General features: G+C 54.6%; 19 protein-coding genes. 10 read left to right on the forward strand and 9 right to left on the reverse strand.

Features of this window, described 5'->3' with window-relative positions:
- Positions 1–92: 92 nt before the first annotated feature.
- The 5 genes from cls to C814_RS17460 form a co-directional block, all read right to left on the reverse strand.
- On the reverse strand, positions 93–1,637 hold the full coding sequence (cls, locus tag C814_RS17440) for a cardiolipin synthase (protein ID WP_016316729.1): 1,545 nt from the start codon (positions 1,635–1,637) through the stop codon (positions 93–95).
- Between the two features lie 138 nt (positions 1,638–1,775).
- On the reverse strand, positions 1,776–2,774 hold the full coding sequence (galE, locus tag C814_RS17445; protein WP_016316730.1) for a UDP-glucose 4-epimerase GalE: 999 nt from the start codon (positions 2,772–2,774) through the stop codon (positions 1,776–1,778).
- Between the two features lie 171 nt (positions 2,775–2,945).
- On the reverse strand, positions 2,946–3,956 hold the full coding sequence (locus tag C814_RS17450) for a ComEC/Rec2 family competence protein (protein WP_016316731.1): 1,011 nt from the start codon (positions 3,954–3,956) through the stop codon (positions 2,946–2,948).
- 204 nt (positions 3,957–4,160) lie between these two features.
- Positions 4,161–5,591, reverse strand: coding sequence for a lipopolysaccharide biosynthesis protein (locus C814_RS17455; RefSeq protein ID WP_016316732.1), 1,431 nt, complete (start codon positions 5,589–5,591; stop codon positions 4,161–4,163).
- A gap of 56 nt (positions 5,592–5,647) precedes the next feature.
- Positions 5,648–6,148: a COG2426 family protein gene (locus C814_RS17460; RefSeq protein ID WP_016316733.1), complete on the reverse strand. Its 501-nt coding sequence runs from the start codon at positions 6,146–6,148 to the stop codon at positions 5,648–5,650.
- 540 nt (positions 6,149–6,688) lie between these two features.
- Here C814_RS17460 and C814_RS17465 point away from each other — a divergent pair.
- Together C814_RS17465 and C814_RS17470 are read left to right on the forward strand one after the other, a co-directional pair.
- Entirely contained in the window at positions 6,689–7,930 is a 1,242-nt protein-coding gene (locus tag C814_RS17465) for an extracellular solute-binding protein (protein WP_016316734.1), read from the forward strand.
- 30 nt (positions 7,931–7,960) lie between these two features.
- Positions 7,961–9,547: a methyl-accepting chemotaxis protein gene (locus C814_RS17470; protein ID WP_016316735.1), complete on the forward strand. Its 1,587-nt coding sequence runs from the start codon at positions 7,961–7,963 to the stop codon at positions 9,545–9,547.
- A 368-nt stretch (positions 9,548–9,915) separates the two neighbouring features.
- Here C814_RS17470 and glpK read toward each other — a convergent pair whose 3' ends face one another.
- Entirely contained in the window at positions 9,916–11,403 is a 1,488-nt protein-coding gene (gene glpK, locus C814_RS17475) for a glycerol kinase GlpK (protein ID WP_016316736.1), read from the reverse strand.
- A 248-nt stretch (positions 11,404–11,651) separates the two neighbouring features.
- Between glpK and C814_RS17480 the strand changes: the two genes are divergently transcribed.
- From C814_RS17480 to C814_RS23835, 3 genes are all read left to right on the forward strand, one after another.
- On the forward strand, positions 11,652–12,116 hold the full coding sequence (locus tag C814_RS17480; RefSeq protein ID WP_016316737.1) for a hypothetical protein: 465 nt from the start codon (positions 11,652–11,654) through the stop codon (positions 12,114–12,116).
- A gap of 117 nt (positions 12,117–12,233) precedes the next feature.
- Entirely contained in the window at positions 12,234–12,629 is a 396-nt protein-coding gene (locus C814_RS17485; protein ID WP_016316738.1) for a metal-dependent transcriptional regulator, read from the forward strand.
- Positions 12,613–12,759, forward strand: coding sequence for a hypothetical protein (locus C814_RS23835; protein WP_016316739.1), 147 nt, complete (start codon positions 12,613–12,615; stop codon positions 12,757–12,759). Before C814_RS17485 ends, C814_RS23835 begins: the two co-directional genes overlap by 17 nt.
- A gap of 81 nt (positions 12,760–12,840) precedes the next feature.
- Here C814_RS23835 and C814_RS17490 read toward each other — a convergent pair whose 3' ends face one another.
- From C814_RS17490 to C814_RS17500, 3 genes are all read right to left on the reverse strand, one after another.
- Entirely contained in the window at positions 12,841–14,010 is a 1,170-nt protein-coding gene (locus C814_RS17490) for a cation diffusion facilitator family transporter (protein ID WP_016316740.1), read from the reverse strand.
- Positions 14,011–14,100: 90 nt separating this feature from the next.
- Positions 14,101–14,328 (reverse strand): DUF3006 domain-containing protein, encoded by a 228-nt coding sequence (locus tag C814_RS17495; protein WP_016316741.1) that lies wholly within the window; start codon positions 14,326–14,328, stop codon positions 14,101–14,103.
- A gap of 191 nt (positions 14,329–14,519) precedes the next feature.
- On the reverse strand, positions 14,520–15,137 hold the full coding sequence (locus tag C814_RS17500; RefSeq protein WP_016316742.1) for a cytidylate kinase-like family protein: 618 nt from the start codon (positions 15,135–15,137) through the stop codon (positions 14,520–14,522).
- 328 nt (positions 15,138–15,465) lie between these two features.
- Here C814_RS17500 and C814_RS17505 point away from each other — a divergent pair, with 328 nt between their 5' ends.
- The 5 genes from C814_RS17505 (at position 15,466) to C814_RS17525 (ending at position 22,467) form a co-directional block, all read left to right on the forward strand.
- A complete protein-coding gene (locus tag C814_RS17505) occupies positions 15,466–16,953 on the forward strand; it encodes a recombinase family protein (RefSeq protein WP_016316743.1) in 1,488 nt (495 codons plus the stop codon).
- 478 nt (positions 16,954–17,431) lie between these two features.
- A complete protein-coding gene (locus C814_RS17510; RefSeq protein ID WP_016316744.1) occupies positions 17,432–18,727 on the forward strand; it encodes a sensor histidine kinase in 1,296 nt (431 codons plus the stop codon).
- 6 nt (positions 18,728–18,733) lie between these two features.
- Positions 18,734–19,573, forward strand: a complete 840-nt coding sequence (locus C814_RS17515; RefSeq protein WP_016316745.1) for a response regulator — start codon at positions 18,734–18,736, stop codon at positions 19,571–19,573.
- A 215-nt stretch (positions 19,574–19,788) separates the two neighbouring features.
- Positions 19,789–21,138 carry an NADP-specific glutamate dehydrogenase gene (gdhA, locus tag C814_RS17520; RefSeq protein WP_016316746.1) on the forward strand — a complete coding sequence of 450 codons (1,350 nt, stop codon included), beginning with the start codon at positions 19,789–19,791 and terminating at the stop codon, positions 21,136–21,138.
- A gap of 282 nt (positions 21,139–21,420) precedes the next feature.
- The gene (locus tag C814_RS17525) at positions 21,421–22,467 is read left to right on the forward strand and encodes a TAXI family TRAP transporter solute-binding subunit (protein WP_016316747.1); all 1,047 of its coding nucleotides are present in this window, start codon (positions 21,421–21,423) and stop codon (positions 22,465–22,467) included.
- Positions 22,468–22,494: the final 27 nt, after the last annotated feature.

The raw sequence follows: 22,494 nt of genomic DNA on the forward strand, positions 1-22,494 counted from the left end.
AGCATAAGTTTGGTTCCAGACAAACACAGGCGATCGCACTTTGGAAAGCTGGTCTTTTCCTTAAAAGTTTACTCAATTTTTGGGGAAAAGCCTTACATCATGGGGGAGAACAGCCGTAGCAGCGACCGCACCACCCGCCGCAGGAAAAAGACCGAACGGTTATAATCCAGCGGAATCTGCTGGGAAAGCGTGAGTGTCTGGAGGAAATCCTGTTTCACATCCTGGATCAGGCTGCTCTGGTAGAAGCAGACGCCGCATTCGAAATGCAGGTAAAAGCTGCGGTAATCCATGTTAGCGGTGCCGACGACCGCGACCTCGTCATCACTGACGTACATTTTGGCATGGATGAACCCAGGCGTATATTCGTAAATTTTGACCCCGGCGTCAAGCAGCGGCTGGTAGAACGAGCGGGTGACCTCATGGACATACCACTTGTCCGGAACATGCGGGGTGAGGATGCGCACATCGACCCCGCTGCGCGCAGCGATCGAAAGGGCGGTTGTCATCTCGTTGTCGAGGATCAGATAAGGGGTCGTGATGTAGACATATCTGGTCGCCCGGCTGATGATCTGCATATAGGTTTCTTCCGAAACATTGAGCCGGTCGAGCGGGCTGTCCCCGAACGGCTGGACGAAGCCGTCGCTCTCGCAGGAGATGGTCGGCTTGAACTGGTCAAATTCCTCGTCGGTCGGCTTGCTGAAGTTCCAGAGAGAAAGGAACAGGGCGGTCAGATTCCAGACCCCATCCCCGCGCAGAAGGACGGCGGTATCCTTCCAATGGCCGTGTTTCTCATACCGGTTGATATACTCGTCCGCGATGTTGATCCCGCCGCAAAACCCCACATTTCCGTCCACGACGGTAATCTTGCGGTGGTCGCGGTAGTTCATCATCGAGTTCAGATGGGGCTGGAACGGGTTGAACACCACGCATTTGATCCCCGCAGCCCGCAGGCGGCTGGCGTAGTTGTGGGGCAGGGTCTGGATCGAACCGATGTCGTCGAACATGAACCGTACGTCCAGCCCCGCCGCCGCTTTCTTTTTGAGGATCGCAAAGATTGGGTCCCACATCTCGCCCTCTTCCAGGATGAAATATTCCATGAAGATATACCGTTCCGCCTTTTCCAGCTCTTCCAGCATCCGTTCCCAGGCGGCCTCCCCCAGCGGGAAATATTCAGCCTGGGTGTGTTCCCAGACCGGGGTTCCGGTGGTGAGCGTGATATAGTCGGACAGCACGCTGTATTGCGGGCACTGCGCGCTGAGCTGCGGATGGGATGGCAGGTCATATTGCAGGTGGTGGCGGGCATAGTCCTCCGCACCCTGAATTTTCAGCAGCAGGCTTTTGGGCAGTCCCTTGTTGCCAAATGTCAGGTAGAACAGCCCGCCGAAGATCGGGAACGCCATAATGATAACCACCCAGGCCAGCTTGTAGGACGGGTTTTCGTCCTTACTGACGAGAAAGATCACCAAACAGAGGCTCAAAATCTCAAACAGCATATAGAGGACGGTAAAATGCTCGACCAGACGCAGAATAAAGACCACCAGCACTGCAATCTGGACAAGGATCAGGAGGGAGACGATTCCCACCTTGCCGAGCAGGAGATTGAGAACCGATTTGATGTGCAGCTTTCTCTTATGCATAAAAATACCTCGAAAAATGGAAGGATGGATTTGCGTACCCGAATACAGATTCCACCGCAGCGCTTGTCGTGCTGCGGTGGAAAGGCAGGTATCCTTCAGGACATTATAACATGGCTGCGGACAATCTGCAACCAAAGATCAGGCATTATGGCTGCTGAAATTCCAGTTATCGGCGCACATATCGTCGATCGTGCGGGTCGCTTCCCAACCAAACAGACGCTTGGCTTTCGAGCTGTCCGCATAGGAGGTTGCGATGTCGCCGGGGCGGCGGGGCGCGATGCGATAGGGCACCTTCCGCCCGCTCGCCTTTTCAAACGCCCGGACGATCTCCAATACCGAATAGCCATGCCCGGTGCCGAGGTTGACCGCTTCGACGCCGGTTTTGTCCATGATATAGTCGAGCGCGTTCAGATGGCCGACCGCGAGGTCCACCACATGGATATAGTCCCGTACGCCGGTCCCATCCGGCGTGTCGTAGTCGTCCCCAAACACCGAAAGTTCCGCCAGTTTGCCGGTTGCGACCTGTGCAATATACGGAAGCAGGTTGTTTGGGATCCCGTTGGGGTCCTCACCGAGCAGGCCGCTTTTGTGTGCGCCGATCGGGTTGAAATACCGCAGCAGGGCAACGCTCCATTCGGGGTCGGCCGCGTGCAGGTCGGTCAGAATCTGCTCAATGAATAGTTTGGTTGCGCCATAAGGATTGGTGGTCGAGAGGGGCATATCCTCCCGGAACGGGACCTGGTTGTGCATCCCATAGACGGTAGCTGAGGAGGAAAAGACGATCTTTTTGCAGCCATGCGCCGCCATCACTTCGCAGAGCAGGAAGGTGCCGGTCAGGTTGTTGTGGTAGTACCGCAGGGGGATTTTGCAGGATTCGCCGACCGCTTTCAATCCGGCAAAATGGATCACCGCGTCGATCTGGTTTTCGGAGAAGACCCGGTCGATCCCCTCCCGGTCGAGCAGGTCGACCTCGTAGAACCGGAAATCCTTCCCGGTGATTTTGCGGATACGGTCGAGCACTTCCGGCTTGGAGTTGACAAAATTGTCGAGGATGACAACCTCTTTCCCCGCGTTCAGCAGTTCAACGCAGGTGTGGGAACCGATATAACCGGCGCCGCCAGTGACCAGAATAGACATAAAAAATCATCCTTTCTCTAAGGTTGGGGCAGGCCGCCCCTCTGTTGATTTTAGTATAAAAGATCGCTGTGGGGATGTCAATGCGGAGCGCCGGACAGGAACGATCTGTCCATAAATACGCATCAATTTTCTGCGCCCCGTTCGCAGATGATTTGTAACGTTTCACGATCGCTACCAAACACGCTGGTTCCGTTCGCAGGTGACCTGGAGCGTTTCACCATTGCTCCCGAACACGATGGTTCCGTTCAGGTCGGTGCGGTAGAGGAGGATGTCCCGCTCCTCCAGAAGGCGGACAACCTCAGTATGCGGATGACCGTAGGTATTGTCCTTGCCAAGCTCCGCGACCGCTACCTGCGGATCGACCGCATCCACCCATTTTTCCTGATTGGAGGTGCTGCTTCCGTGGTGCCCCAGCTTGAGGACATTGGCGCGCAGCAGGCTGGAATCGTAGGCTTTGAGCAGGGCGTTTTCATTTGGCTTCTCCGCGTCCCCGGTGAAAAGGAACGAGGTGGACCCGAAGTCCAGCCGGCAGATAACCGAGGTATCGTTCAGGCCCTCGGGTTCCTCAACCAGAGGGCCGAGGATGGTCATGACCGCGCCGCCGCCCAGGTCATACCGGGAGCGCGGTTCAGCGAGGGTGATTTTGAGATTCTTGCGCTCGATCGCATCCAGCAGGCGCTCATAGGTGCGTGTGGTGGGGATCAGGTTGTCCGGCACGTCTGAAAAGAGCACTGTGCCGATTTCGAATGCGTCGATGACCTCCGCCATGCTGCCGATGTGGTCGGCGTGCGGATGGGTGGCGATCACCATGTCGAGCCGGGAGACCCCCTGCGCCTTGAGATAGTCGATGATGGCAGGGCCTTCCCCGATTTCTCCTGCGTCGATCAGCACATTCTGTTCAGGGGTCTGGATCAGCTCACAGTCCGCCTGCCCCACGTCGATGAAATGGACCAGCAGGTCGCCCTCCGCCTCGGTTGGAACGGAGGAAAGGCCAGCCTGATCGTATAGCTCATCGAGCGCGGAATTGATGCTGGTTTCGAGCGTCTCGGCAGACGGGAGCGGGAGCCGGCCGCCCATCGCCTGGTTGAGCAGGACGAGGACGAAAAGCACCGCTGCGCTGATCAGGGAGACAAGCCCGGCGCGTTTGGGGTTGGATGCGGATTTCTTTTTGCGTTGTGCCAATGGAATTCCTCCGTTCTTTGAATCTGTTTTCTGACTGGCTGTAAACTGTTTCTGAGGGAGCTTTTTTCATCTGCCAAAGCCCCCTCTTGGTTCTGATAGGAAGTCAGAGATCATTTATCCCCAAAAGGTGGTTCTCAGGATAAAGCGTTCTCCTTCCGGCAGAGCGCAGCCAAGGGCAGCGTCTTTGGAACAGGCGGGCGAATCTTATGTCGCACCGGGCAGGCGGGGCGCCCTGCGCCGGCGGAGAAACCGGTCGATATTGATGACGATCTGCTTGAGGTTGAGCAGGATCACAAGCAGGCAGAGCAGAATCTCGGGCAGAATCCAGTCCTCTTGGAAGGAAAGCAGGATCCATGTTTGGAAAAGCAGCAGAAAGAGGTTCACCAACAGTTTGAACGGCCTCCATCGCAGGCGGACGATCCGACGGGTGTCAGCGATCCGCACCAGAAAGACCACTAGATAGCTCATAAACGTTGCAAAAGCCGCCCCGTTTACCCCGAATTTCGGATCGGGGATGAGCAGCAGGTTCAGCCCGACATTCACCGCAGCCCCAAGGATGGTGGTCAGCAGGGTGGCGATACTCTTTCTCCCGACCATATAGATGCTGCCCAGAAAGGTGACAAAACAGGAAAAGACCGTTGCGATCACCAGAAGCGGGATGTACTGCCAGGCGGGATAAAACGCGTTTTTGGGGCCAAGGACCAGCATAGCGGTGATCGGTTTGCAGAAGAGGATCAATCCGGAGGCAGCGGTAAAGATCAGCGCCTGATAGGCATTGAAGATATTGCTGAAAAACCGGTCGCGCCCCGGCCCCTTTTCGGTGAATGCGGACATCTGCCATGCGTCGGAGAAGATGCCCGAAACAACGGTGATCATCGTCGGCACCTTATAGGCCAGATCATACAGCCCGTTGGCATCCGCGCTGATGAAATAGCTGACCATATACCGGTCGGACACGTTGGTAATCCACCAGAAAAGGGTGGTTGGGATCAGCGGGAGTGAAAACCGGAGCATTGAGCCGGCCACCGACCAGTCCATCCTCCGGAACCGGATGTACCGGTGCAGGCTGGCGATGGTAAACAGGAAGAGCGCGGAGAGCGCATCCGAAATAATGGTCGCAAGCACATAACCGGTAATCCCCAGCTTGAGGACCGAAAGGAAAAGGATGTTGCAGGTGATCACGGTGATGATGCTGAGCACCCCGTCGAACGCATAGAGCCGCACCAGCTCCCGCGCGCGGATGAACTGGGAACAGAGGGAGCGTAAGCAGGAGGTCAGCACATAGAGGTAAATCAGGCTGGTGTAGTCGTGGATCAGCGGGATCTTGGCGATCAATGGACGGAACAGAAAAAACAACAGATAGCCAGCCGCCACCATCGTGACCCCTCCGGTAAAGACATCCCGCTTGCGGAAGGTCCTGTCCAGCCCATACCGGATGATCGAGTTTGCGACCCCACAGGAGACCACCGGAATCAGCAGGTTGGCCGCCTGCACGACCAGCCCGGCGGTGCCCAGCTCGTTCTCGGTGAGAACGTTGGTGTAAAACGGCACCATGAAAAAGGTCAGCAGTTTTGAACTGAACATGCCGATTGCAAAGATCAGTGTATTAGAAAGCAGTTTTTTGTATTTGTCCAAGAGGCCATATCCTTTCGGTCAGTTGATCCGGCATCGTTTCCGATGGACTGGGGGAATCAGAGCATCCCGAGGAATCCTACCACACCGTACGCGCCGAGCGTCATCAATACACCGGCAGCCAGTACCCCGCAGGCAATGGCAGGCAGGGCATGTTTCATCCGCATATTGAGCAGGACAGCCAGCAGAGCGCCCGACCATGCGCCGGTCCCGGGCACTGGGATGCCGACAAACATGCACAGCCCGATGGTTTCGTATCGGGTGACCTTGTCCGCCTTGGACATCAGCCGTTTTTCATAGCGGGCGGCAAATCCCGAAAGCAGCCGGGTCGTTTTAAGCCACTGGAAGATTGGGCGTCCCAGCAGCAGGATGAACGGGACCGGCAGCAGGTTTCCGACAATCGAAATGAGAAAGACCGTGTACCAAGGCATACCGAGCGCTGCACCAAGTGGGATCGAACCGCGCAGCTCGATCAGCGGCACCATCGAGACGATGAAGAGGGCGACCTCCCGCCCAGCGGCCGATAGAAAGTCAAAGAGCTGCTGCATCAGATGTTCCATTATTATGTCCTCCGGGTCTGGGAAACTTCCCATTATTTTTACATATCCATTCGCATATACCTAACCATTATAATAGAATTATGTGCATATTACAATCAAAACATGTAAACTTTTCCTCGCTTGCCGCCTGTTCTGTATAAAGGCCATTGCCAGTATAGGCAATTATATGGTATAATAGCTGCAAAACAGCTATTATACCCGAGTTATGGCCAGGACGATGCGCAGGCAGAGCCTGCTCCCGTCCCGATGGCCAATGATACCATATCGCTCCGCGATTATGGTATAATAATTGTAAAACAGCTATGATACCCGAGTTATGGCCAGGACGATGCGCAGGCAGAGCCTGCTCCCGTCCCGATGGCCAATTATACCATATCGCTCCGCGATTATGGTATAATAATTGTAAAACAGCTATGATACCAGAGCTATGGCCAGGGCGGTGCGCGGGCGGAGCCTGCCTCCCTCCCGATGGCCAATGATACCGCATCGTTTCGCGATGGCGGCATCATATTTCGGAATCGACTGGAAGGATGGTTACTGATGAAGAAAATAGGTTTCCTCTTGCTGTGTTTTTTTCTGCTTCTGATTTCATTGACAGCCTGTGGCAGCAGCCAGGAAGCGGCTCCTTCCCTGGAACACGAAGCAGAATCAAAGACGGTTGAATTAACAGTGTGGGGCGCGGAGGAAGACGAGGCGCTGCTCCAGGAAATTTTTACTTCATTCCAATCCCATTATGCCGGTCAGGCAAACTTCCAAATTACCTTTCAACCTCAGAGCGAATCCAGCTGCAAAGATGTGCTGTTGGGTGATCTGGAGGGAGGGGCAGATGTATTTGCCTTTGCCGACGATCAGGTAGCCGCTCTGGCCGCCGCCGGAGGGCTGGACCCTATTGCGGACAGTACAGAAATTCGGAACGCCAGTCTCCCCGCCGCGGTAGAGGCGGCCAGCGTGGAAGGAACGCTCTACGCCTACCCGTTGACTGCGGACAACGGGTATTTTCTATACTATAATAAAGCATATTTTTCGGATGAAGACATCCAAAGCCTGGAGCGGATGCTGGAGCAGGCCGAGCAGGCCGAACGGCTGGTAGCGATGGACTGGTCCTCCGCATGGTATGTCTACGCTTTTTTCGGCAACACCGGTTTGACGGTCGGCCTGAACGAAGACGGCCTGACCAACTATTGCACTTGGAACAGTACCGAAGGGGATATACATGGTGTGGACGTGGCTAAGGCTATGCTGGCCATTGCCAGCAGCCCCGGTTTTGCCAATATGACGGATCAGGAATTTTTGGCTGGTGTACAGGATGGAACCGTAATTGCTGGGGTAAGCGGCGTCTGGAATGCGGTAGCGGTTCAGGAGGCCTGGGGAAAAAATACCGGAGCGGCCAAACTGCCCTCTTACACCTGCGCAGGGAGACAGGTGCAGATGGCTTCCTTCTCCGGGTGTAAGCTGATCGGCGTGAACGCCTATTCCGGATATCCGGAGTGGGCGGTGCGGCTGGCCGAGTGGATCACGAACGAGGAAAACCAGCGCCTGCGTTTTGAGCGGCGGGGGCAGGGACCAGCCAATATCAACGTGGCAAATTCCTCGCAGGTCCAGGCCTCGCAGGCGATCGCGGCCCTGCTTGCCCAGTCGGAGTTTTCCCAGATTCAGCGGATAGGAGGAAAGTTCTGGGACCCGGTGTCCGAATTTGCCTTAAATATGGCGGCGGGGAATCCCTCCGGTGCCTCCCTTCAGGCCCAGTTAGACAGACTGGCAGAAGGAGTCACCGCACGATAGGCACAGATACGATACTTGGGAGGAGATCGCATGAGAGGCAAACTGACATTGCAGCAGCGCTTAATTTTACCCATTGCACTGCTTGGGTTGGTGACATTACTGTCCAATGTCCTGGCAGTATTCAGTATCAATAACGTCCATTCCAATGCGAGCACCATTGTGGACGAGTATATGGTCAGCGAAGGAAAGCTGGAGGAAATCAGGCGCTCTATCACAGACATCCACCTGCTGGCTCTGTCCCATATCGTGGCCGCAGACCACGCTACCATGATTCAGCTTGTTCAGGAAATCAAGGCGGAAGAGGCCGCTCTGGATGAGATGCTGGTCAGCTATGAGGGCTTTGTTGCGGAGGGGGATGGAGAGATATACCAGTCCCTTTTGGAGGATTATGATGCTTTTAAACATGCCTTGGTGCATCTGGTGTGTGCCAGCGCCGACAGTAAAACTCAGGAGGCCTATGCAACGGCCAACGGAGATGTAGCCCACTGGAGCGAGGCCGCAGATCAAGATGTTGCTGCTCTTTACACCGCGGTCAGCGGGCGGGCGGAAGCCGCAAGGAACCATTTGTCCTTCGTCTACATAAGCGCACTGATAATCAGTGCGGCTACGCTGATTGCCGGCGTTCTTCTGGTGGCGGCGGCCTTCCGGATCATCCGGAAATACGTCATTTCCCCAATCCACGACGCGATGGGCACCCTTCAGGACAGCTCTGAGCGCATCAGCGGTGTGGTAAACAATGTGCGGCAGCGGACACAAACCTCCAGCGGCAGCGTCCGGGACCTGTCCAGCCTAGCGGAGCAGCTCTCCGCTGCCTTGGAGGAAATCGCCGCCAGCACCTCAGCCATCAGCAGCAGCGCGTCCAACACCCAGGGAGACGCCCGGAATATGGCGGAGGAATGTTCTGCCATTACAGCTTACTCCGCGGAAATGAGGGAGCGGGCCGAAGAGATGGAACGCTCCGCCCTGATGGAGATGGAGGAGGTACGAAAGAAAACGGCGGAAACGATGTCCCTTTTGGATCAGGCCATTGAAAAAAGCCAGAATGTCAACCAGATTGGCGTTTTGACCCAGGCAATCCTCAAGATATCCGCCTCTACCAATCTGATTGCCATCAATGCCTCTATCGAGGCTGCACAGGCCGGCGCAGCGGGGACTGGCTTTTCCATTGTGGCGCAGGAGGTTCGCCAGTTGGCCGATTCCTGCGCTGAAACGGCTAACAATATTCAACAGGTCAGTGGAGAGGTTACAGGTGCGGTGGATTATCTCTCGGAAAGTGCCCGGGAGCTGTCTGGTTATCTGAGTCAGGCGATTATAGCGCAGTTGGAGCGGTCTGTGCAGGCTGGACAGCAGTACCGGGTGGATTCCGACTATGTAGGTCATGTCATGGAAGCGTTTAACGACAGGACGTCTCGCCTGAAGGCAGCGATGGATGATATTGCTGGTTCTATCTCCAACATTTCCGACGCGATCGACGGTGCGGTATCTGATGTGACCGGTGTTGCCAACAGTACCCGTGTCTTGGTGGATGATATGTCGGGCATTACTGCTGGTATGGGGACCAATCAGGAAATTGTGAGGGAGCTGCAAAAACAAATGGATGTGTTTTCTAATTTGTAAATGGATATGAAGCTTCGGATAGAAGTTTTGCGAGATGCTCTATATTGATAACGGCCCCTCCTCCATCCGGAGAAGGGGCCGCACAATATCCCCCAGGGGGATATCAGAACCTCTTTCAAGTCAGTCAGGAATTTATCTGCTGTTATGCCGCCCGGAAGGGTCGTAAAAGCCATTTCCCGATCCAGACGGATGGAAGATAAGCCAGTACAGGTTTACGTCTTTTTTGGCGACAAGCGGGTCTGAACCCCACGTTATGGTCTTTCGTATCTGCTTTCCCATATGCTTCCACAATCAAATGTCGGGCTTCGTTGTGCAGTATCTTTCCCACCCCGCTGCTGTTCTACGGCTCACCAGTTGCTTTCCTGCGGTTAATGGTCTGCCCAATCCAGGGACCGGCCGACCGCTTTTTTCCAGCCGCGCACCAATGTTTCGCGTGTTTCGGAATGCATGTTGGGCAGGAAACGCACCGTATTGCCACGCATCCGTCTGATTTCCTCCTGATCTTTCCAGACTCCCGTTGCCAGACCGGCCAGATAGGCGGCCCCCAGCGCTGTTGTTTCCTGAATCTGCGGGCGGCACACCGGCTTATTCAGGATATCCGACTGGAACTGCATCAAAAAGGTGTCCCGGCTCGCGCCGCCATCCACGTTCAGCTCAGACATCGGTGTGCCGGTATCCTTTTCCATTGCCTCGACCAGTTCCATGCTCTGATAGGCGATGGACTCCTGTGCGGCGCGGATCAGATGTTCCCGTTTGGTGCCGCGAGTCAGCCCGACGATGCAGCCCCGCGCATACATGTCCCAATAGGGCGCACCCAACCCGGTAAAGGCGGGCACGATATAGACTCCGCCGGTGCTGTCGACTTTACGCGCATAATACTCCGCATCCCTGCTTTCGGTGATGAATCGCAGCTCATCCCGCAGCCACTGGATCACCGCACCACCCACAAAAACACTGCCCTCAAGCGCATATTGCACCTTTCCGTCCAGCCCGATTGCGATTGTAGTAAGCAGTCCGTTTTTGCTGTCACAGGGGGTTGTACCGGTGTTCATCAGCAGGAAGCAGCCGGTGCCATAGGTGTTTTTTGCTTCTCCCTTTCCAAAACAGGTTTGTCCAAACAATGCAGCCTGCTGGTCGCCTGCGATTCCTGCGAGCGGAATTTGCTCGTCTTGAATTGCTGTATATCCATAAATTTCACTTGAATTGTGTACTTCTGGTAATATCTCGAACGGAATATCCAAAATGTCGAGCAATTTTTGGTCCCATTCGAGCGTTTTGATGTTATAGAGCATCGTGCGGGAAGCATTGGTATAATCTGTCACATGGACCGCCCCGCCGGTCAGCTTCCAGATCAGCCAGCTATCCACCGTCCCGAACAGAATCTCCCCCCGGCGTGCGCGCTCCCGCGCCCCCTCGACATGGTCAAGAATCCATTTGACCTTAGTAGCGGAAAAATAGGCATCGGGGATCAGGCCTGTGGCCTGCCGGATAGATTCGGTATGCCCATCTGCCTTGAGCTGGTCGACGATCCCGGCGGTGCGCCGGCACTGCCACACGATTGCATGATGGATCGGCCGGCCGGTTTTGCGATCCCAGAGGATGGTGGTTTCCCGCTGGTTGGTGATCCCAATCCCCGCAATCTCGGAAACATTCACCCCGCTTTTGGCGATCACCTCCATCATTACCGCATACTGAGAAGAGTAGATTTCCATTGGGTCATGTTCCACCCATCCCTCCCGGGGATATAACTGGGTGAACTCCTTTTGCGCCATCTCAACGATCTTCTGTTCCTGATCGAACAGGATCGCTCGGGAACTGGTTGTCCCCTGGTCGAGCGCAAGGACATAGCGCTTCATCTCTCCACTTCCTTTCGGATTCTCTTATTCTCAGCGGCTTTCAACCGCTTTTTCATCAAAAAACAGGCGCCTCGTCAAACGCTTGACAGCCGTAGTTTTGTGCGATATAGTCAGGGTGTCCAGGGTCTGTTTGAAAAATAGGAATCACCATTTTTTCAAACAGCAGCGCGTACGGCAGCAGTCCTGCTGCGGGCTTAAAAGGAGTTTTTCAAATACGTTATTTATCAAATTTGATCGGGGGATATCCTGTGGAGGAACAGATTTTATATTTGAGCCGTTTCTGTGGGATAGAAACCTATCCTGTAAAGCAGGCGGTATGGGAGCTGATCGAAGGGGACGGGAGCGAGGAAGACCCGGATATGCTCTGTCTTGGAATGCGATTTGCCCAAGGGAACCATCTGCACGAAGACACACGATCTTTGCAGGCAGAACCTTTTTGGGAGATCAATTTTTACAAAACTAAAATTCCAATGAATATATTACAAATTGGATTTGATCTGGAGCAGCCAAACGAAGCAAACGAAGTCGACGGAAGCTTTTACTATCTTGAACATCAGCCGGCCAGAAACAATCGGATGGAGATTCTTGCAAGGGACGGGAATCGTCTCAAAATCCGGGTGAGCGGAAGCACTGAGGATGTCAACTATTACGATGGCTCAAAACCTGAAAACAGGTTGCAGCTGACCGCATGGTTCGAAAAAGAACATCCATAGCCCGACCTCGCATCCCGCTGCCGGACCATCTTTTTTCCAACTGTAACCGCTCTCTTGCGGACAACTGCGGTTTATGTTAAACTATGGATGATACTTTTGGAAACAGGAGGGTGCCCCATGCACGAATCAGGAGAAAACTATCTGGAAACCATCCTTGTCCTGGAAAACCGCAATGGGTCAGTCCGGTCGATTGATATTGCAAACGAGCTGGACTACACAAAACCCAGTGTGAGCCGGGCGATGTCGATCCTGCGGCGGGACGGGCTGATTGTCATGGAGGGCACAGGGCATATCCTGCTCACCGAAGCCGGACGCGCCAAGGCCGAGGCGATCTATGAGCGGCATCTGCTGCTCTCCCGTTTTCTGGAATCCGTTCTGGGCATCAGTCCGGAAACCGCCAGCCAGGATGCCTGCCGGATCGAGCATATCATAAGCGATGAGACGTTCGATGGGGTAAAGGCATATCTGAAAGCGCATGGGAAGGAGTGTGAGAACGATGGGACTGAACAGTGAACCGCTGCCTGAAAATGAAGCGCTGCTTCGGCTGATTGACGCCGGAATCCATGCGCTGGAACAGGGGGAGGATACCCCGTTCGAGCTGGACGCTGACCAGTTGATGGAACGGAAAGAATCTGAAAGATAATCTTGGGGCCGGGGCTGGGATAGCTTCGGCTCTGTTGTTTTTACCGCTGTATGTATCGGCGGGCTGATCGGGTTCGGGTGTTCAGACGAACGCCTGCTCGACCTTGACCACTGCAAAATATTGCCCGTCCTCCATCTGACGTACCCGTTCCTGTACCAGCTTGGAGACCTCCGCGTTGGTCATCGGGAACTGATAGGGAACCAGCAGATCAAAGATCAGGTTGGTATGGCTTTTTCCCCAGACCATCCGAAAATCATGGATCGAGAGGACGGGGTCTATCCCCTGAACCAGTTCAATCAGACGTTTGCGCATCTCGGTTATCGCCTGGTTGTTCACCTCGATCGGGTCCATATGGATGGTCACTTCACAGTTAAATTTATGGCGCAGCTCCAGCTCGAGCAGATCGGTCGCATCGTGCATCACCAGCACATCCATTGTACAGGGCATCTCCGCATGCAGCGAGATCATCCGCCGCCCCGGCCCATAATCGTGCACGATCAGGTCGTGCATCCCGATCACCTCGTCATGCTTCATCACGGTCTGGGCGATCTGCTCCACAAATTCCGGGTCGGGCGTCTGGCCGAGCAGCGGGGAGAGGCTGTCCTTTGCGGTGTGATACCCGGTATACAGGATAAATGCCGCCACCAGCAGTCCGATCCAACCATCGAGCAGCAGCCCTGACAGATGCCCGATCACCGTACCGGCTGCGACCGCCGCCGTTGCCACCGCATCGGTCAGGCTGTCCATTGCGGTGGCACGCATTGCGGTCGATCCGATCCGGTTGCCAAGCGACCGGTTGAACCAGCACATCCAGAGCTTGACCGCCACCGAAACGGCCAGAATTCCCATGGAAAGTGTGCTGAACTGAATCGCTTCGGGGTGCAGGATTTTTTCCACCGAGCTTTTTCCCAGCTCAACGCCGACCAGCAGAATCGCCACCGAGACAGCCAGCCCTGAGACATACTCGATCCGCCCATGGCCGAAAGGGTGCTCACTGTCGGCAGGGGCGCACGCCATCCGGAACCCGACCAGCGTGACAACCGAGCTGCCCGCATCCGAGAGGTTGTTGAATGCATCGGCCGTAATTGCAATCGAGGAAGCGAGCAGGCCCGCAAGGAATTTTGCGGCAAATAGGCAGAGGTTGAGGGCGATCCCCACCCCGCCGCTCAACACCCCATACCGGCTGCGCACCTCGGGCAGATGCGTCTGTTCACTGTTTTTGACAAACAGGCGCACCAGAAAATTCACCATAAGATTCCACGATCCCTCCTGAAAAGATTCCGCCCCCCGGCGGACAGAAAACGGGACGGCGCGCTTTGCGCTGCCGTCCCGGTGTGCGGTTCACTCCTCTGTGCCTTTGGTCAGGCGGCGCAGCCTTTCACGCATCCGCGCACGCCTCGCCTCGGTCTCTTCGACGTCCACGCTCCACTCCCCTATATGATGGACTACTACGCTTCCTTCGGAAATCCCCTGCGGCAGCCGGGCCAGTTCCACCCCGCTTATTTCGCCGTTTTCGCCTTCAATCACAGCGAATCTTCCTTCAATCCTGTCGACGATATATCTATACATTGCATTTCGTTCTTCCTTTCCATTCTGGTGGGGCAGGTCTCAAAACCTGTAGGGTATCTTTGATACAGGGCGAAAATCCCAGCCCGCTTCCCCGCAGCTTTTGAAACCGGCAGGCCGGTCAAAAAATCGCCGGGACGGTGTGATAAGCGGGTCCTCAGATACCGAACAGGCGCTTAACTGTCAAACAGATTTTATAACCGCGACTGCACAAACTGCCGAATCAATGCGACCGAACTTTCTACCCCGAGCAGGCTGCTGTCAAACGAGAGATGGTAGCTTTGCAGGCTCCCCCACTTACGGTCAGAGTAGGAGTTATAGTAGGAAGCCCGCTTTTTGTCGGTCTTGAGGATGCGCTCCTTTGCCTCGGACGTATCCAGTCCATTGCGTTTGCAGACCCGCTCGATCCGGTAGGGGAGCGGCGCGTGAATGAACACGTTCAGGCAGTCGGGATAACTGCGCAGCGCATAATCGGCGCACCGCCCGACAATAACGCAGTCCTCCTGCCGGGCAATCTTCTGGATCACTTCAAAGAGCGCCAGGAACATCTTCTGGGTGAGCGGCATATTCTGCATCCCGGCCAGGCTTCCCGCTGAATACGGATGGACCGACAGGGAATAGAGCAGGCTGTTGACCGGCATCTCGTCGTTGTGCTCGAAAAGCTCCTGCGCAATCCCGCTTTCTTTGGCTGCAAGCACCAGCAGTTCCTTGTCGTAATAGGCCAGCCCCATCTCCTGCGCCAGCCTGCTGCCGATCTCTCTGCCACCACTGCCATACTCTCTGCCGATCGTGATAATCGTACGTTTTGCCATCAGTCCCGCCCCTTTCTTCTGTAAGGTTTCTCCTAAGCATAATCTGTAGGTTTTGTATCTAGTATACTCCTTTTTTGGGGGTTTGTACAGTGGTTCGTCCAAAAATTATAGCAGACCGGGAAAGCGAATCATGTCGTTATAAGGCGAAAAAATATGCGGCAGACGCTTCTGCTATCCAGAAACCGTTGGAAAAACTGGAGCCTCTGTGATTTTCTCTGCTTCCAAACAAGCGCTAAAAATCTCTTCTTTCACATACATATAAGATAAGGCTCTTCTGCCGCGGGGGCAGAGAAGCCTGGTTCCAATCCATAACAACGGGGGTGATCCTATGGCATCCGCTGCCTATCTGCGCAAAAGCCGTTCGGATGATCCGAACGAACCGCTCGAAGAGACCCTTTCCCGCCACAAACTACAGCTACAGGCGGCTGCGCATCGGTATCGGCTTTCGATTGTCAGATATTATGAGGAGGTCGTGACCGGAGACAGCCTGTATCTGCGTCCCCAGATGATGCAGCTCCTCGAGGATGTGGAACGCGGAATCTATGACTCGGTGCTCTGCGTAGACATCGACCGCCTTGGCCGCGGCGGGATGCGGGACCAGGGGGTGATCCTGGAAACGTTCAAATACTCCGGAACCAGGATTGTAACCCTAGAAAAGATTTATGATCTCAATGACGATCTGGACGAAGAGCTGACCGAATTCAAAACCTTTCTTTCCCGCCGGGAGTACAAGATGATTACCAAACGCCTGCATCGCGGCATCCTTCAGACGGTGAAGGAGGGCGGGCACGTCTCCAGCATCCCCTATGGCTACGCGCGCGACCACATCGGGAAACGGCCAACCCTCCGGATTGTTGAGGAGGAAGCCTTTTTTGTACGGATGATTTATGATCTATATGTCAATCAGGGGATCGGCTGTCACGCGATCGCCGACCAGATCAACGCGTTGGGAGCACATCCGAGACGGTCCGACCGTTTTGCGGCTGTCTCGGTCCGGCATATCCTGAAAAACCCGGTCTATGCAGGGAAGATCCTCTACAACCGCACCACAGAGCTCCACGACAGGACGTGCGGGAACGGAAGGCATATCATCGTCAATCGACCGGAGGACGACTGGATTGCTGTGGATGGGATGCATCCCCCCATCATCGACGAGGCAGTCTGGCAGCAGGCCGGCAGGATCCTCCATGAACGTTGGCACCCACCCTGTTATACCGGCGTGGTCAGAAACCCGCTTGCGGGCATCTGTGTCTGCAAGAAATGTGGTTCCAAAATGGTCGTACAGACGTCCAAAGGCCGCTGGAGCTACCTCAAATGCCCGAACAGGCAATGCGACTGTAAGTCCGCCAATCTTACCTATGTGGAAGCTGAACTGCTCGGCCTGCTTGAAGACATGCTGTCGGGCATTCAGGTGCAGGCGCCAGACGGCCCTGCCGGCAGCACTGAAATTGTTCAGGCCCTGGAGCAGGTTCGCCGCAGCATTTCCAACACCGAACGTCAGCGCGACAGGCTCTGCGACCTCCTGGAACAGGGGATCTACACACCGGAGCTATTCCGGCAGAGGTCTGATGCGGTCGACCGGAAGCTGACATCCCTGCATGATGTGGCAGACAGCCTGGAAGGGCAACTGGCAGAGGCCCGGCAGAATGACCCTGCGCAGAGGATTCAAATCGTCCAGACTGCTTTGTCCCTCTATTTCCATGCGGATGCTGCCGAAAAAAACCGTCTGCTGAAAAGCAGCCTTAGAAGGGTTCTTTACTGTAAGGATCGGCAGCAAGGCCCACGGGAGTTCACTTTGGAAGCACAGCTAAAGTAGGCAACCATCTTTCTGGCTCAACAAGTCCCTGTCTTTTGCTGCTTTTTGTATCTCTACTGATTCTGTATTTTACAGGCAAACCGCTTGTCCGCGTTTCATAAATATGCTATAATTCCTAAAAAGTGAGAAAAATAGAGCCGATAGAGAACGGCGCTGCATCTCAATGGGTAGGAAGCGCCTGGAAAGCCGAATGGCCGTCGGTTTCCGCAAATGTGTGCTTCATCACCAACAGGGGCGCTTCTGGCGTACATACACTGCATTTGAGCCAAGTGGGAGTTTTTGTTTTTCAGGATGATTGAAAAGTCCTGGGTTATCCATTATAATAGAACAATATCTGTTCCCCTAACATCCGGGGGATAGCGGACGTCGAAAAGCTTGCAGCTTTTCCCCATATACATTACAATAGGAACAAAGATTGAAAAGCGGCCTGACCTTTTGCGTAATGCCGGGGCGGATGGTTGCCGAATGGAGGATAGCTATGCAGAGGCGGCAGGGGAGGTTCTCCCGGACCCGGTTGATTTTGCTGACCAGTTCGGTCATCACACTGATCTCGCAGGTTTATTTCAATGCGTTCTCCGACCAGTTCCGGCTTTCGCTCTCGGTGGTGCTCTTCCCGCTCCTGCTGCTTGCCGCAGGACGGGGGAAACTATTTATCGCGCCGAGCCTCACAACAGCGGGGATGGTCTTCGGATTCCGGATGGCACTCTGGGTGCTCGGCGGGAACGGAGAACTCAGCGAAGGCATCCGGCAGGTGGCCCCTGGCGCGCTTTTCTACCTCGCATATGGGCTGCTTTTCTCGGTCCTGATCCGGAACAAGCATACGGTGCGCATCCCGCGGTTGGCCGTGAGCATCTTTTTCTGCGATTTCATATCCAATCTGTTTGAAGTCTGGATGCGCGGCGAGCTGCATCTGAGCAGCTTTGACCGCACCTGCGCCTATCTGATGCTGGTCGCGCTGGCACGTACCCTGCTGGCAGGCGCGTTGCTCGCGATGGGGGAACAATATCGTTCCCTGCTCACCCGGGAGGAGCATGAGAACCGCTACCAGCGCCTGTTCCTGATGACCACTGGGCTGAAAAACGAGGTCTACTTTATGCGCAAGAACTCGGAAGAGATCGAAGCGATCATGAAAAATGCCTACCAGCTTTTTGAACGGTGCGCCGAACTGGGGCTGCCGGAGGAAACCCGGAGCCTGGCTTTGGCGATTGCGCGGGATGTGCACGAGATCAAAAAGGACTATATCCGGATCATACAGGGGATCGAAAAGGAGATCGACGAGCAGTATGACAATGAAACCATGCGGTTCTGTGACCTTTTGCAGATTCTCAAGGATGCGACCTACCGCCATCTCGATATGAAAGGGCTGGACATCTATCTTGACTTCCAGTGCGGGCAGGATTTCGTCCTGAAGGAGCATTATTCCCTGATGGTTGTCTTGAAAAACCTTGTCAACAACGCATGTGAGGCGATCGAATCGGCCCACAGGAAGGGGAGCATCCATGTTTCGGAGTGGAAAGAGGGTCCGGATTTTCTTTTCCGGATCGAGGACAACGGGATCGGCATTGCGGAAAAAAATCTGCGGCGGATTTTCCAGATGGGGTTTTCCACAAAATTTGATGAAAAGACCGGCAACATCTACCGCGGCGTCGGTCTTTCAGGGGTAAAAATTGTTGTCGAAGAGCAGTTTGGCGGAAGTTTGGAGGTAGAATCCACGCAGGGGGCCGGGACCGCATTCATCGTCCGGATTCCTGCGGATCGATTGGAGGGAGAATAAAAGACGATGGAAATCTATATCGTAGAGGATGACCTTTCGGTTATCAACAACCTTGAGGAAATTATGGAACAGCATCAGCTCGGGAATATCTGCGGGGATTCGGGAGAGGAGGCACCGGATGTCTCCAGAATCATGGCGCAGAACCCGGATATTATCCTGGTTGACCTCCTGATGCCCCAGAAGGACGGGATTCAGGTGGTCCGCGAGCTGCGGGAGCAGGGCTGCAAGGCAAAGTGCATCATGCTTTCCCAGGTCTCGGACAAGGAGCTGGTTGGGAAGGCCTACGATGCGGGGGTGGATTTCTTTATCAGCAAGCCGATCAACCTTATTGAGGTCAAATCGGTCATCAGCAATGTATCCCAGCAGATTCAGAACGAGAGGACCCTTTCCAACATCCGCAAGATGTTTCTTTCGGAGAAAACCGACGTAAAGGACCTGCGCCAGGAGATCGAAAGCCAGCATCTGCGTAAATTGCAGGGGATCCTGAACCAGCTCGGGATGTCGGGAGAAAAGGGGTGTGGGGATATCCTCCAGGTCTGTCAGTATCTTTACGAGAACCAGCTCCCGATTTCGCAGACTAGTGTCGGCCAGCTCTGCGAAACCCTCAGCGCCAGCCCCAAGAATATGGAGCAGCGGATCCGGCGCGCGATCGCGCAGGGGATGTCCAACCTCGCCCACCTCGGGATAGAGGATTTCATGAACGACACCTTTACCCGATATTCGGGGAGCCTGTTCCCGTTTGAGGAAATCAAGGCGGAAATGGACTTTGTACGGGGCAAACGCACCCGTGGAGGCAAGGTGAGTGTCAAAAAGTTCATTGATGGTTTGTTGATTTTTACCGAATGATAGGATTCCTGCATTTTGAAAAAATATTTTCCAAAAACATTGCAAACTGATGTAGTATTTTGTAGGAATCTGTAGATGTTCCTGCATAATAGGAACAACACCTGAAGATTCAGAGGCTCCACCCTTTTCGGAGCCCGCTGAAATCAGGTTGAATTATGTAATTTGTGCAATTCTCTATACAGAACGCACAAAGAATATTTGGGAGGCTGATTATCGTGAGCAAGTATGTTGAAAGAGTTCTCGAAGAAGTCAAGAAGAACCATCCGTCTGAGCCCGAATTCCAGCAGACCGTAGAGGAAGTTCTCTCCTCTCTGGCCCCGGTTATCGACAAACATCCGGAGTATGAGAAGGCTGGCCTGCTCGAGCGCATGGTCGAGCCGGAGCGGATTATTTCGTTCCGTGTCACCTGGACCGACGACGCGGGCAAAGTCCAGGTCAACCGTGGATATCGCGTCCAGTTCAACGGCGCAATCGGTCCCTTCAAGGGCGGCCTGCGGTTCCATCCCTCTGTAAACCTCTCGGTTATGAAATTCCTTGCTTTCGAGCAGTCCTTCAAAGACAGCCTGACCACCCTGCCGATGGGCGGCGCAAAGGGCGGTTCCGACTTCGACCCCCGCGGCAAGAGCGATGCGGAAGTCATGCGCTTCTGCCAGGCGTTCATGACCGAGCTGTATCGCCACATCGGTCCGGACGTTGACGTCCCGGCGGGCGACATGGGCGTTGGTGCTCGCGAGATCGGCTATCTGTATGGTCAGTACCGCAGAATCCGCGGCGCATTCGAGAATGGTGTACTTACCGGTAAGGGCCTGTCCTTCGGCGGCAGCTTGGTCCGTCCGGAAGCGACCGGTTACGGCGCTGTCTATTATACCGCTGAGGTCTTCAAGCACGAGGGCGATACCTTCGAGGGCAAAACCTTTGCACTGGCCGGCTTCGGCAACGTTGCATGGGGCGCTGCGAAGAAGATCGCAGAGCTGGGCGGCAAAGCAGTCACCCTGTCCGGCCCGGATGGCTACATCTATGATCCCGACGGCATCACCACCGAGGAGAAGTTCAATTACATGCTCGAGATGCGTGCAAGCGGCCGCGACAAGGTCCAGGATTATGCGGACAAATTTGGCTGCCAGTTCTTCCCGGGCGAGAAGCCTTGGGGCCAGAAGGTTGACGTTATCATGCCCTGCGCAACCCAGAACGACGTCAACATGGAGCAGGCAGAGAAGATCGTTGCCAACGGCATCAAATACTACATCGAAGTTGCCAACATGCCCACCACCAATGATGCTCTGGTCTATCTGATGAGCCAGAAGAACATGATTGTTGCTCCGTCCAAAGCGGTCAACGCAGGCGGTGTTGCGGTTTCCGGTCTCGAGATGTCCCAGAACAGCGGCAGACTTGCATGGGCAGCAGAAGAGGTTGATGAGAAGCTCAAGAGCATCATGAAGAACATCCACGATTCTTCGGTTGCTGCTGCTGAGGAGTTCGGCCTGGGCTATAACCTGGTTGCAGGTGCAAATATTGCCGGCTTCAAGAAGGTTGCTGATGCGATGCTCGCTCAGGGTATCTTCTAAACCAAAACAGATGTAGAATGCCCGATTCAGGGCGGTTGGGGGGATCTGCTCTGGCAGATCCCCCCGCTTGTTTTTTCAGTTTTTTTGTAGAAATCTGTAGAAAATGCAGGATTTTTTTCAACTCCTGCATCTGCTTTTCTGAAAATATGAAAAAACTTTTAAAAAGTTATGGAATTAACACAAATTTTGATTGCTATTTTTCCGGTTATCATGTATAATATGATCTGGTGATTCTTACGACAAGAATCATTGAAAAACGCAACTTGATAGGAGGAAATTGAAATGAACAAGAAACTGCTTGGCATCATTGCGATGCTGATGGTGGTGGCGCTGGCGCTGACAGCGTGTGGCGGCTCGTCCGCTCCGGCTTCGTCTGCGGCCCCTGCTGCTTCCAGTGAGGCTCCGGCTTCGTCCGCAGCACCCGCACCCGCACCCTCTGCACCGGCTGCTGGCTCGGTCTCGATGGTTATGGGTACCGGCGGTACAACGGGTACATACTACGCTTACGGCGGTGTGCTCGCAAACATCCTGAACGGCAAGATGTCTTCCGCGCAGATCAACGTCCAGTCGACCGGCGCATCCAAGGCAAACATCTTCCTGATCGACGACAAAGAGGCTGACCTCGCGATCGTCCAGAACGACGTTATGGACTATGCGTTCAACGGTTCTGACCTCTTCGCAGAGGATGGCGCTGTCACCAGCTTCTCGAGCGTTGCAGGCCTGTATGCTGAGGTTTGCCAGATCGTTGCAAGCGGCGACATCAAGTCGATTGCAGACCTGAAGGGCAAGAGAGTTTCCGTTGGCGACGCTGGTTCGGGCGTTGAGTTCAACGCACGTCAGATCCTTGAGGCTTATGACATCTCCTTCGACGACATCGAGGTCAACAACCTTGGTTTCGGTGATTCGGCGGATGCGATCAAAGACGGCAAGATCGACGCGTTCTTCTGCACCGCGGGTGCTCCGACCACTGCAATCGTTGAGCTGGCAACCACCAAGGCGATCAACCTGCTTGAGGTTGACGACGAGCATGCTGCCAAGCTGATCGAGTCCTATCCGTTCTACACCAAGTACAGCATTCCCGGCGGCTCCTACGGCGGCGTTGATGCTGATGTCCAGACTGTCGCGGTCAAAGCGACCCTGATCGTTTCCAACGATGCTTCCGAAGATGCGATCTACGAGCTGACCAAAGCGATCTTTGAGAACAAAGACGCGATCACCGAGAGCCACGCGAAGGGCGCAGAGCTTGACACCGCCTATGCGGTTGAGGGCATCTCCGTACCGTTCCACCCCGGCGCTGAGAAGTACTTCAAAGAGGTAGGCGCGCTGTAATCTTTCGGCTCGTTCAAAAAAATAGGA

The organism is Anaerotruncus sp. G3(2012) (assembly GCF_000403395.2).
Classification (GTDB): Bacteria; Bacillota; Clostridia; order Oscillospirales; family Ruminococcaceae; genus Anaerotruncus.